9 protein-coding genes and 1 pseudogene are annotated in these 12,142 nt (G+C 71.1%); 5 read left to right on the top strand and 5 right to left on the bottom strand.

Going from position 1 to position 12,142, the window contains the following annotated elements; all coding sequences use genetic code 11:
* Nucleotides 1–123: 123 nt before the first annotated feature.
* Genes TN53_RS39320 through TN53_RS39300 form a run of 5 tightly spaced genes read right to left on the bottom strand, consistent with a single transcriptional unit; the run spans nucleotide 124 to nucleotide 5,707 of the window.
* Nucleotides 124–1,434 carry a DUF58 domain-containing protein gene (locus tag TN53_RS39320; protein ID WP_046263647.1) on the bottom strand — a complete coding sequence of 437 codons (1,311 nt, stop codon included), beginning with the start codon at nucleotides 1,432–1,434 and terminating at the stop codon, nucleotides 124–126.
* A complete protein-coding gene (locus tag TN53_RS39315; protein ID WP_095046974.1) occupies nucleotides 1,434–2,423 on the bottom strand; it encodes an AAA family ATPase in 990 nt (329 codons plus the stop codon). The genes TN53_RS39320 and TN53_RS39315 overlap by 1 nt, the downstream gene beginning before the upstream one ends.
* Nucleotides 2,423–3,613 (bottom strand): DUF4350 domain-containing protein, encoded by a 1,191-nt coding sequence (locus tag TN53_RS39310; protein ID WP_046263645.1) that lies wholly within the window; start codon nucleotides 3,611–3,613, stop codon nucleotides 2,423–2,425. Before TN53_RS39310 ends, TN53_RS39315 begins: the two co-directional genes overlap by 1 nt.
* Nucleotides 3,610–4,332, bottom strand: coding sequence for a DUF4129 domain-containing protein (locus TN53_RS39305; RefSeq protein ID WP_046263644.1), 723 nt, complete (start codon nucleotides 4,330–4,332; stop codon nucleotides 3,610–3,612). The genes TN53_RS39310 and TN53_RS39305 overlap by 4 nt, the downstream gene beginning before the upstream one ends.
* 43 nt (nucleotides 4,333–4,375) lie before the next feature.
* Nucleotides 4,376–5,707: a glycerophosphoryl diester phosphodiesterase membrane domain-containing protein gene (locus TN53_RS39300; RefSeq protein WP_046263643.1), complete on the bottom strand. Its 1,332-nt coding sequence runs from the start codon at nucleotides 5,705–5,707 to the stop codon at nucleotides 4,376–4,378.
* A gap of 140 nt (nucleotides 5,708–5,847) precedes the next feature.
* Between TN53_RS39300 and mtnA the strand changes: the two genes are divergently transcribed.
* The 5 genes and pseudogenes from mtnA to TN53_RS48730 all read left to right on the top strand — a co-directional run.
* Nucleotides 5,848–6,990 carry an S-methyl-5-thioribose-1-phosphate isomerase gene (gene mtnA, locus TN53_RS39295; RefSeq protein ID WP_046263642.1) on the top strand — a complete coding sequence of 381 codons (1,143 nt, stop codon included), beginning with the start codon at nucleotides 5,848–5,850 and terminating at the stop codon, nucleotides 6,988–6,990.
* A 198-nt stretch (nucleotides 6,991–7,188) separates the two neighbouring features.
* The gene (gene mtrA / locus TN53_RS39290) at nucleotides 7,189–7,878 is read left to right on the top strand and encodes a two-component system response regulator MtrA (RefSeq protein WP_199924729.1); all 690 of its coding nucleotides are present in this window, start codon (nucleotides 7,189–7,191) and stop codon (nucleotides 7,876–7,878) included.
* A 1-nt stretch (nucleotide 7,879) separates the two neighbouring features.
* Nucleotides 7,880–9,925, top strand: a complete 2,046-nt coding sequence (gene mtrB / locus TN53_RS39285) for an MtrAB system histidine kinase MtrB (protein WP_095046973.1) — start codon at nucleotides 7,880–7,882, stop codon at nucleotides 9,923–9,925.
* Nucleotides 9,915–11,759 carry an LpqB family beta-propeller domain-containing protein gene (locus TN53_RS39280; protein ID WP_046263639.1) on the top strand — a complete coding sequence of 615 codons (1,845 nt, stop codon included), beginning with the start codon at nucleotides 9,915–9,917 and terminating at the stop codon, nucleotides 11,757–11,759. The genes mtrB and TN53_RS39280 overlap by 11 nt, the downstream gene beginning before the upstream one ends.
* 136 nt (nucleotides 11,760–11,895) lie before the next feature.
* A pseudogene (locus TN53_RS48730) lies at nucleotides 11,896–12,142 on the top strand (ComF family protein); the annotation flags it as partial.

Raw genomic sequence — 12,142 nt, 5'->3', positions numbered from 1 at the left:
AGCGCCGATGGTACTGCAGGGGGGACCCTGTGGGAGAGTAGGACACCGCCGAACAAATTTTGAGAAAACCCCCGTGCCTATCGGCACGGGGGTTTTTCTGTTTCAAGCCCCTCCTTTTCTGAATTACAGACGTCCCGCCGTCTTCAGGGCCAGATAGGCATCCGCAAGTGCCGGCGCCAGCTCATCCGGTGTTGCGTCGACGACGGTGACACCGTGACGTCGCAGCTGTTCCGCGGTGCGATGACGTTCGCTCTGTGCTTGTGCGGCTGATGCGGCCTCGTAGACGGCGTCGGTGTTTCCGCGGGCTTTGGCCATGCGGGAGACATGAGGGTCGGCCACGGATGCCACGAGGACGGTGTGCCGCTGGGTGAGCTGGGAGAGGACGGGAAGCAGTCCTTCCTCGACCGGGGCGGCGTCGAGGGTTGTCAGCAGCACGATCAGGGAGCGGCGTGGGGCCGTCCTGAGCGCAGTGGCCGTAAGACCTCGTGCGTCTGTTTCGACGAGTTCCGGTTCGAGTGTCGCCATTGCGTTGACCAGGGACGGTAGGACGTCGCTTGCTGTGCGGCCCTGGACCAGGGCGCGTAGCCGGCGGTCGTAGGCGAGGAGGTCGACGCGGTCGCCGGCGCGGGAGGCGAGTGCTGCCAGGAGTAGTGCCGCGTCCATGGAGGCGTCGAGGCGTGGGGCGTCGTCCACGCGGCCGGCTGACGTACGGCCGGTGTCGAGGACGACGAGGATGTGGCGGTCGCGTTCGGGGCGCCAGGTGCGTACGGCGACCGCGGACTGGCGGGCTGTGGCGCGCCAGTCGATGGAGCGGGTGTCGTCGCCGGGGACGTATTCGCGAAGGCTGTCGAATTCTGTGCCCTCGCCGCGGGTGAGCACGCTGGTGCGGCCGTCGAGTTCGCGTAGGCGGGCGAGCTTCGAGGGGAGGTGCTTGCGGCTGGTGAACGGGGGGAGGACGCGTACCGTCCAGCGGGCGTTGTGGGTGCCTTGGCGCGAGAAGAGGCCGAGAGGGCCGTAGGAGCGGATCGTCACGCGGTCGGCCTGGCGGTCGCCTCGTCGGGTGGGACGTAGTCGGGTCGTGAGGCGGCGGCGTTCACCGGCGGGGACCGTGAGGCGGTGGCGGGAGGCCGTCGTCTCTGTGCCGGGGAGCCAGCTGCTGGGGGGCCAGGCGTCGCGGAGGTGGGCTCGGAGCGGGCGGTTGGACGGGTTGGTGACCGTCAAGGTGACGTCGGCCGTCTCTCCCAGGCGTACGGACGTGTCGCCGGAGCGGGTCAGGCGCAGGCGGCGTACGGGGGCCGCGAGGGCGAAGTCGCAGGCGCAGGCCAGGGCCAGGGGGGCGTTCACGGCGAGGAGGCCCGTCAGGCCGGGTTCCCAGATGCCGACGGGGATCGAGCCCAGGGCCGCGAGGAGTGCGGCGCGTCCGGTGAGTGCCATCAGCGGGGGACGGGGACGTGGGCGAGGATCGCGTGGATCACGGAGTCGGCTGTCACGCCCTCCATCTCGGCCTCCGGGCGGAGTTGTACGCGGTGCCGGAGGGTGGGGAGTGCGAGGGCCTTCACGTCGTCGGGGATGACGTAGTCGCGGCCCGTCAGCCAGGCCCAGGCGCGGGAGGTCGCGAGGAGGGCCGTGGCGCCCCGGGGGGAGACACCGAGGGTGAGGGACGGGGATTCGCGGGTGGCGCGGCAGATGTCGACGACGTAGGCCGTGATCTCGGGGGAGATGGTCGTCTTCGCGACCGCTGCTCGGGCGGCTTCCAGGTCTGCGGGGCCTGCTACCGGGCGGATGCCGGCGGCGTGCAGGTCGCGGGGGTTGAAGCCTTCGGCGTGGCGGGTGAGGACGTTGATTTCGTCCTGGCGGGAGGGGAGGGGGATGGTGAGTTTGAGGAGGAAACGGTCCAGCTGGGCTTCGGGGAGGGGGTAGGTGCCCTCGTATTCCACCGGGTTCTGGGTCGCGGCGACCAGGAAGGGGTCCGGGAGCGGGCGCGGGGTGCCGTCGACCGTGACCTGGCGTTCCTCCATCGCTTCGAGGAGGGACGACTGGGTTTTGGGGGGCGTGCGGTTGATCTCGTCCGCGAGGAGGAGGTTGGTGAAGACCGGGCCGGGTTGGAAGGAGAACTCGGCGGATCGGGTGTCGTAGACGAGGGAGCCCGTCACGTCGCTCGGCATGAGGTCCGGGGTGAACTGGATGCGCTTGGTGTCGAGTTCGAGTGCGGAGGCGAGGGCCCGGACGAGCAACGTTTTGGCGACCCCAGGGACTCCTTCTAGTAGGACGTGTCCGCGGCAGAGGAGGGCGACGACAAGGCCGGTCACGGCGGGGTCCTGGCCGACCACGGCTTTGGCGATCTCGGCGCGCAGGGCTTCCAGGGAGGCCCGGGCAGTGTCCGGGTCCCCGGTGTACCCGGCGTTGTCAGTGGTCGGGGGCATCATGAACGGCGTACCTCTCTTTCGAGGGCGTCGAGTTGGTCGGCGAGAGAGACGAGGGCTGCGTCGTCGCTGGGTGGCGGGCCGAAGAGCAGGGCGGGCAGGGTCTGTCCGTCGTTGTGGAGATGCGCGGACAGAGCGGGGAGCAGCGCTTCGGGCGCGTGTGCCTGGGCGACGGGTACGCCTACGAGGGGGGCGAGGCGGGTGCGGGTGGTGGAGCGGAGAGCGGCGGCCGCGCGGTCGCGGGCGTTGGCCTTGCGGTAGAGGCGGGCTCGGCCTTCGACGGTTTCGGAGGCGCGGATCGCCACGGGGAGTCTTTCGGGTACGAGGGGGCCGAGTCGGCGTGCCCGCCAGAGGGCGGCCAGGGCTGCGGCGACGAAGAGTTGCAGGGTGCCCCAGCGCCAGCCCGAGGGGAGCAGGTCGAAGAAGCTGCGTTCGTCGTCGTCGGCGGCCGACGCGTCGGAGAGCGAGGGGAGGTACCAGACCAGATGGGGGCGGGAGCCGAGGAGTTGGAGGGCCAGGGAGGCGTTGCCCTGCTCGTCGAGGCGGTCGTTGCGGAGGATGTCGGGCGCTCCGAGTACGACGGTGTCGCCGCCCCCTGTCGCCGGGACGCGCAGCAGGGTGGCCAGGCGCTGGCTGGGGTAGCAGGAGTCGGCGTCGAGGTGGGTGGTGGTGTAGCGGATGCCGCCGGTGTCGGCGGCGCCCGCGCGCCGGGCGGCAGGCAGGTCGCAGTCGGGTTCGAGCGTGGAGTGGGCGCTGGTGGCGGGGTCTGCCGTGACGTCGGGGGCGAGCCGTCCGACGGACGCGCTGCCAGGGGCGACGAGGATGGTGCGGCCGCCGGATTCGGTGGTCGTGGAGTGCAGATGTGCCTGTTGACGGTGCGTCAGCAGATCAGGGAAGGCGACCAGGAGGGTGGTGTCCGGGCCGGCCGCGACGCGTGCCTCGTCCAGGGTGGCGACCACGCGCGTGGACACCCCGCGGTCGGCGAGGAGTTCGGCGACGGCGCGGCTGCCGTAGGGGTCGGCGGAGCGCGGGTCGAGGTTGCCGTGCCGGGCGTCGGAGCGCATCACGGCAATCGTCACGGCCGCCGCCAGGAGGGCGACGAGGGCGAGCGCGATGCCTCGCGTGCGGGTCCATACCTGGCGTGCGGTGGGCGAGGCCGAGGTGGACGGGAGGGTGGCCTCGGTGGTCATTCGGCGGCTCCCTGGCGGGTGTTGGGGGCCGCGCTGTGGGTGCTGCTCGCGAGTTGGGGCTTGGTGCGTTCCAGGTCGCGGTCGAGTTCGGTGATGCGCTGGTACGACTGCTGGCTCGCCCTGCGGCCGCCGTATGTGACGTCGTCGAAGTCGCGGGCGGCGGTGTGCAGCCGGTCCGCGCGGGAGGGCAGAGCGCGGGCGGCTTCCGCGGCGGCCTCGTCGGCGGTGCGGCCGGGGCGGATGTCGAGGAGGGCGCGTTCCTCGAGGGAGCGGACGATGGCCCGCATGCGTTCCTGGACGGCCTGGTTCCAGTGGCCCTGGGCGGCGTGTGCCTCTGCGGCGGCGCGGTGTTCGGCGGCGCTGCGGGGGCGGTCGTCGAACAGGGCGGCGGAGGAGGCGGGTTCGCGGCGTGGGGTGCCGAGGCGCCACCACAGGGCGCCCAGGACCGCGAGGACGGCCAGGATGATGACGACCAGGCCGAGCGCGCCGCCGGGGGTCGCGGTGGCGGCTGTGCCGAACAGTTTGTCGACCCAGTCCCAGAAGGCGTTGAGGGCACGCTGGAACCAGCTGGGGTCGTTCTCGTGGTACAGGCGCTTGGACAGCTCGCGTCGCGCCGCCTCGCGCGCGGGATCACGCGGGATGGTGATCGGCGGTTCGCCGTCGGAGCGCGACAGCGACAGCACGAAGATGTCACCGGCGCGCACGACTGCGCTCGGCATCGCCGGCAGCGATGCCAGAACTCCCCCCGTCAGGCTCACCGCATCAGCCTCCGGGCGTGGGGCCGGGTGTGCCGGGGCCGGAGTCCTGGATGCCGGCCGCGCGGGAGAGTTCGAGGTCGAGAGCCTCGCGGCGGATGCGCTGGTCGATGTAGAGGAGCACGGTGACGCCCGCGGTGATCGGGAAGGTGATCATGGCGCCGATCACCGAGCCGATGCCGCTGACGATGAGGTACGTCCAGCCGAGATCGCTTCCGCTGTTCACGAGGCCGGTGAAGCCCTCGCCGTCCAGGGCGGAGGCGAGGAAGGCGAAGGGGAGGACGACGATCGAGGCGACGATGTTGGCGATGAGTGTGGCGAGCAGCTGGATGCCGAAGACGCGCCACCAGGAGCCGCGGACCAACTTCGCGGAGCGGCTCAGCGACTTGAGGATGCTCTGCTTCTCCAGCATCAGCGCGGGCGAGGCGAGGGAGAAGCGGACCATCAGCCACAGGGCGACGACGCCGGTGGCGAGGCTGCCGAGGACGGCGAGGGCTGCTCCCGCGTCGCCGGCTCCCGCGACGGCGGCGAGGATGCCCGGCAGGGCTCCGACCGCGACGACGGCGACGGCGATGAGGATCAGCAGGAAGATCAGGCCGAAGAGCTTGGCCACCTGAGGTCGGGCGTCGCGCCAGGCCTCGCCGGTGGTCACCGACTTGCCCAGGACCGCGCGGCTGGTGACCGTCGTGAGCAGGGCGGTCGCCACGATTGTGCCGATCAGCGAGATCAGGAAGACGACACCGGTGCTGAGCATGGCGTCGCCCAGGGCGCGGGTCAGTTCGTCGACGCTGGCACTGGGGTCGTCGAGAGCCGCGGTGCTGGCGTCGTTGAGGACCAGGCCCTCGAGGAGGATGACGACGATCTGAGTGACGACCGCGACGGTCAGGGAGATGCCCAGGACCGTGCGCCAGTAGGTGCGCATGGTGGAGACCGCGCCGTCGAGGATCTCGCCCACGCCGAGCGGGCGCAGCGGGATCACACCGGGTTTGGCCGCCGGCGGAGGGCCGCCCCAGCCACTTCCCCAGCCGCCGCCGTACCCGCCGTATCCGCCCTGGCCGGCACCGGGACCGCCGGGGCCCGCCGGGGGACGGGAGCCCCAGCCCGGGCCGGGCGGAGGGGGCGGCGGGGTCTGGCCGGGGTTCGCCGGTCCGGTCGGTGCGGACCACTGGGCGGGTGGCGGCTGCTCCTTGGACCACTTCGAGCCGGGGCCCTGCGGGTCCGTGCCGGGCTGGTCCGAGGGGTCGGGACGGTCTGCGGGCTCGGCAGGGCCGGACGCACCGGGCTCCTGCCCGTCGGACGGGGCAGATCCGGGCGAGGCCCAGCCCGGAGTGTCTTTCATCGTCGCTCCTTCACGGTGCCCGTCCGCGGTCGCGGTGGCAGGCTGGCAGCCATCGTGCCATGGGGTGGTCGTCGGGGGACCGGGCACGGTATCGGCTGCACACCTTCAATTGTCCGCCGGATAAGGGGCAGACTGACCGCATGGCTGATCAGTACGCGCAATCCGGCGAGGGCAGCAGGCCGACCGAGATACCGACGATCCGCTGGGAAGAGCCACCGGAAGGTCCTGTCGTGGTCCTTCTGGACCAGACGAGGCTGCCGGCCGAGGAGGTCGAGTTGGTCTGTACGGACGCGCCCGCGCTGGTGGAGGCGATCCGTTCGCTCGCCGTGCGCGGGGCTCCGGTGCTCGGCATCGCGGGGGCGTACGGCGTCGCGCTCGCCGCCGCGCGCGGCTTCGACGTGGACGAGGCCGCGACCGGGCTCGCGGGTGCCCGGCCCACCGCGGTGAACCTCTCTGTCGGCGTGCGGCGGGCGCAGGCCGCGTACCGGGCCGAGCTGGCCAGGAGCGGCGACGCGGGGCAGGCTGCGGTGGCGGCGCTGGTCGCGGCGCGGGCGTTGCACCGGGAGGACGCCGAGGCCAGTGCACGGATGGCGGAATGCGGGCTGGCGCTGCTGGACGAGTTGCTGCCCGGCGGTGGGTATCGGATCCTCACGCACTGCAACACCGGTTCGCTGGTGTCGGGCGGCGAGGGTACGGCGTTCGCGGTCGCGCTCGCGGCGCATCGGGTGGGGCGGCTGAGGCGCCTGTGGGTGGACGAGACGCGTCCGCTGCTGCAGGGTGCTCGCCTGACGGCGTACGAGGCGGCGCGCAGCGGGATGGCGTACACCCTGCTCACCGACAACGCGGCCGGGTCGCTGTTCGCGGCGGGGGAGGTGGACGCGGTGCTGATCGGGGCGGACCGGATCGCGGCCGACGGGTCGGTGGCGAACAAGGTGGGGAGCTATCCGCTCGCGGTGCTCGCGCGGTACCACCATGTGCCGTTCATCGTGGTGGCGCCGGTGACGACGGTGGACCCGGACACGCCGGACGGGGCTTCCATCGAAGTCGAGCAGCGCCCCGGGTTCGAGGTGACCGAGGTCGCCGCGCCGCAGGTGCCGGTGACGGGAGCGGGGGGCGGGATGCCGGTGGCGCCGCTGGGGACCCAGGCGTACAACCCGGCGTTCGATGTGACGCCGCCCGAGCTGGTCACGGCGATCGTCACGGAGGAGGGTGTTGTTTCGCCGGTGACGGCCGAGGCGCTGGAGGAGCTGTGCGCCAGGTCGCGCGACGTGACGATCGGCTAGTGGTCCGATGGCGGGCGATGCCCGGCCGAAAGCGGTAGGGCCGACCGTGAGGTGAAGGTGCGCCTACGCTGGGTAGCTGACAGCCGTTACTGACACCGACGTCGCCGGACGGGGGCAGACAGTGACGACCTGGTACGACTATCGTCACGGGCCAGTGACCCTGCTCACCAGCGCCTCTGTCACTGTTATGAGAATGGGATGATGGCGTTTATGAAGGGACGAGTCCTTGTCGTCGACGACGACACCGCACTGGCCGAGATGCTCGGCATTGTGCTGCGTGGTGAAGGTTTTGAGCCGTCTTTCGTAGCCGACGGCGACAAGGCGCTGGCCGCATTCCGTGAGACCAAACCCGATCTGGTGCTCCTGGACCTGATGCTGCCCGGTCGGGACGGCATCGAGGTGTGCCGCCTGATCAGGGCGGAGTCCGGGGTGCCGATCGTGATGCTCACGGCGAAGAGCGACACCGTCGATGTCGTCGTGGGCCTGGAGTCGGGTGCCGATGACTACATCGTGAAGCCGTTCAAGCCGAAGGAGCTCGTCGCCCGTATCCGGGCGCGGCTGCGGAGGTCGGAGGAACCGGCGCCCGAGCAGCTCTCCATCGGCGACCTCGTCATCGACGTGGCCGGTCACTCCGTGAAGCGGGACGGGCAGTCGATCGCGCTGACGCCGCTGGAGTTCGACCTGCTGGTCGCGCTGGCGCGTAAGCCGTGGCAGGTGTTCACCCGTGAGGTGCTGCTCGAGCAGGTGTGGGGTTACCGGCATGCCGCCGACACCCGTCTGGTCAATGTGCATGTGCAGCGGCTGCGCTCCAAGGTCGAGAAGGACCCGGAGCGGCCCGAGATCGTGGTGACCGTTCGTGGCGTGGGATACAAGGCAGGACCCAGCTGACATGTCCGGAGACAGTGCCGCTTCGTCGCCCGGGCGGACCGGGGCCCGTGCGGAGCGGCCTGTCGGCCGGAAGACGTCGGGCTCCCGTTGGGGACGCTTGTTCGAGGGCGGGCTGCTGCAGGGCGGAGTTCAGGGCAGCCCGGTCCTGAGGCTGTTCATGCGCTGGGTGCGCCGGCCGCTGCTGCCCGTCATGCGGCTGTGGCGGCGCAACATCCAGCTCAAGGTCGTCGTCACCACGCTGCTGATGTCACTGGGTGTGGTGCTGCTGCTCGGCTTCGTCGTCATCGGGCAGGTGCGCAACGGGCTGCTCGACGCCAAGGTGAAGGCGTCGCAGAGCCAGGCCACGGGTGGCTTCTCGGTGGCCAAGCAGAAGGCCGACGCGGCGGTGAGCGCGGGCGGCGAGGACGCCGCGGGCGCGGACGGGCGTACCAACCAGAACGTCAGCCAGTGGATGGGCGACCTCGTGGAGTCCCTCTCCAGCGGCGGCCAGGGCGCCTTCGACGTCGTCACGCTGCCTGCGGGCGGGGACAGCGGGGGGCGCGGTCCGCGTGCCTCCGGCAATGTGTTCCCGACGGGGAGCGTGCCCGAGGATCTGCGGGAGCGCGTCGACAGCAGCATGCTGCCGGCTCAGAGCTACACCCGGATCGTGTACACCGACGGCCAGGAGTCGCAGCCCGCGCTGATCATCGGTAAGCAGGTCAACGATCCGAACACCAATCCGTACCAGCTCTACTACCTCTTCCCGCTCACCCAGGAGGAGAAGTCGCTGAGCCTGGTCAAGGGGACGCTGGCGACGGCCGGGCTCTTCGTCGTCGTACTCCTCGGGGCCATTGCCTGGCTGGTGGTGCGTCAGGTCGTCACGCCGGTGCGGATGGCGGCCGGGATCGCCGAACGGCTGTCCGCGGGGCGTCTGCAGGAACGTATGAAGGTCACCGGCGAGGACGACATCGCCCGGCTCGGTGAGGCCTTCAACAAGATGGCGCAGAACCTTCAGTTGAAGATCCAGCAGCTGGAGGACCTGTCGCGGATGCAGCGGCGGTTCGTGTCCGACGTGTCGCACGAGCTGCGGACCCCGCTGACGACCGTACGTATGGCCGCTGACGTCATCCATGACGCGCGGGAGGACTTCGATCCGGTGACCGCGCGGTCGGCGGAGCTGCTCGCCGACCAGTTGGACCGGTTCGAGTCGCTGCTCGCCGACCTGCTGGAGATCAGCCGGTTCGACGCGGGTGCGGCGGCGCTGGAGGCGGAGCCGATCGACCTGCGGGTGGTCGTGCAACGGGTCGTCAGCGGGGCTGCGCCGCTCGCCGAGCGCAAGGGCACGCGGATACGGGTACTGGGCGACCAGCAGCCCGTCGTCGCCGAGGCCGACGCCCGGCGTGTGGAGCGGGTGCTGCGCAACCTCGTCGTCAACGCCGTGGAGCATGGCGAGGGCAAGGAGGTCGTGGTCAAGCTGGCCGCGGCGGGCGGGGCGGTGGCGGTCGCGGTGCGCGACTACGGCGTAGGGCTCAAGCCCGGTGAGGCGACCCGGGTCTTCAGCCGCTTCTGGCGGGCCGACCCGGCACGCGCGCGTACCACCGGTGGTACGGGTCTGGGGCTGTCCATCGCTCTGGAGGACGCGCGGCTGCACGGCGGCTGGCTCCAGGCGTGGGGCGAGCCGGGTGGTGGCTCGCAGTTCCGGCTGACGCTGCCCAGGACGGCGGACGAGCCGCTGCGGGGCTCGCCGATACCGCTGGAGCCCAAGGACTCGCGCCGCAATCGTGGACTTAATGACGCCGGCTTGCCGCGGGCGGGGGACGGGGAGAAGCGCGCCACCGTGCCGGTGCAGACATCGAGCGAGCCGGCGCCGCTCGCGCCGAGGCCGTCCGCCGCCCCCACCGCGGATCCGACGGCGCTGCCCGGCAACGGCGCGCGCGTGGTCCCGCGCCCCAGCGGGGGAGTCAGGCCGGCGGACGACACGGGCGTCGCGGACTCGCAGTCCTCGGATGCCCGGAACGGCGGTCCTGAGGACCGGAACAAGCAAGGGGAGGCAAGTCGTGGGCGCTGACCGCGTGGGGGGCGGCCGGCGGGGGCCGGTGCGCACGGTGGTGTCGGTTGCCTGCGGCGCCGTATTGCTGGCGGGGTGTGCCTCGATGCCGGACAGCGGGGACCTGCGCGGGGTGGAGTCCACGCCGCGCCAGGACCCGCAGGTACGGGTCTACGCGCTGCCGCCCCGGGAGAACGCCGAGGCGCCGGAGATCGTGGACGGCTTTCTAGAGGCGTTGACCAGCGACGACTCCAATTTCGAGACGGCGCGAAAGTATCTGAGCGCCGACGTCGCGCGGACATGGAAGCCCCAGGCGTCGCTCACGGTGCTCGCGGACGGGCCGGACTCGTCCGAGAAGCTTTCGAGCGGCGGGAAGGACTCGTCCGACGCCGTGTTCTCGCTGACCGGCAAGAAGGTCGCCACCGTGGACGGACAGCAGGTGTACTCGCCCGCCGGCGGCCAGTACGACTGGCTGCTGCACCTCGTGCGTGAGAAGAAGTCCAAGCAGTGGCGCATCGACTCCCCGCCGCCGGGCGTGGTCATGGGCAAGTCGGACTTCCTGCGTAACTACACGTCGGTCAACAGGTACTACTTCGCCTCGAACTCCTCGACCGAGTCGGACGGCCAGCCGGTGGCCGTCGCCGACCCCGTCTATGTGCGCAAGAAGGTCGACCCGATGACACAGACCGTGAGCCTGCTGCTCGCCGGGCCCTCTCGCTGGCTGAACCCGGTCGTCAGGTCGAGCTTCCCCACCGGTACGGCACTGAAGAAGGACGTCACCCAGCTGACGCCCGACGACCAGAACCGGCTGACGGTGCCGCTGAATGCCAAGGCGGACCGGGTCGGTTCGAAGAAGTGCCAGGAGATGGCCGCCCAACTCCTGTTCACACTGCGGGACCTGACCCCCACCGGGGTGAGCTCGGTCGAACTGCAGCGCTCCGACGGCACACAGCTCTGCGACCCCCTCGACGAGAGCGCCGCCGAGAACGCGGTGGTGCACGAGATCACGAAGGACGGCTACCAGTACTTCATCGACAACAAGCACCGCCTCGTCAGGCTGGCGAGCGCGAGCACCAACCCGGAGTCCTTCGCGGCGGTGCCCGGTGCGCTCGGTGAGGCCGAGAAGGAGCTGCGGTCGGCCGCGGTGTCCAGGGACGAGCGCAAGGCGGCCGGGGTGTCCCTCGACGGCCGCGACCTGTACGTCGGGTCGCTGGTGTCGGGTGCCTCGCTCGGCGAACCGGTCCTGCACAGCGACGGCAAGACGCAGAACGACCGGCTCACCACGCCCAGTTGGGACGGCGAGGGCGACCTGTGGGTGGCCGACCGCGATCCCGACCACCCTCGGCTGCTGCTTCTGAAGAAGGGTGCGGGCGAGCCCATCGAGGTCGACACCGCGGGGCTCGACGGACGTATCGACGCGGTGCGGATGGCCGCCGACGGAGTGCGGATCGCGCTCATCGTGGAGAAGGGCGGCAAGAAGTCCCTCTACGTCGGGCGGATCGAGCGCGGTGACAAGGCGAGCGGGCAGAAGCCCATCGCGGTCGTCGAACCTCGCTCGGTGGCACCGCAGTTGGTGGAGGTCACCGCCATGTCGTGGGCTGGGGACAGCAGGCTCGTGGTGGTGGGACGCGAGGAAGGTGGCGTGCAGCAGATGGCGTACGTCCAGGTCGACGGCTCCACTCCGGTGGGGTCGGCGCCTGCCGCGCTGACGGGTGTGAAGGCCCTGGCCTCGTCCGAGGACGAGCAGCAGCCGTTGATGGCGTACTCGGAGGAGGACGGCATCGTCCGGCTTCTGTCCGGGGCGAAGTGGCAGCAGGTGGTGAAGGACGGGACGGCGCCGGTCTATCCCGGGTAGTGCGGCGGGGTCGGTGAGGCCCGGGTCGGTGCGGTGGGCGGTTTCGGACCGGCTCCCAAGCAGTGCGGGGGAGTTGTCCACAGGGGGTTGTCCACAGGGGTGGCCGGGTGGCGCGGGCGTTGGCACAGTGGTGGGCATGCGGGGGTGGTGGCAGGAGCTGACCGATCTGGTGCTGCCGGCCGAGTGCGGAGGCTGCGGGAGGGCTCGCACGGTGCTCTGTCCGGAGTGCCGTGCCGTCCTGAGCGGGACCGTGCCGTGCCGGGTGCGACCGGAGCCGGAGCCGGCGGGGCTGCCGGCGGTGCATGCGGCTGCGCGGTACGCCGACGAGGTGCGGGCGGTGCTGCTTGCACACAAGGAACGTGGCGCGCTGACTTTGGCGGCGC

This window comes from Streptomyces sp. WM6386 (assembly GCF_000972385.1).
In the GTDB taxonomy this organism is placed as follows: Bacteria; Actinomycetota; Actinomycetes; order Streptomycetales; family Streptomycetaceae; genus Streptomyces.
This window is presented reverse-complemented; position numbering and strand designations above follow the sequence as displayed.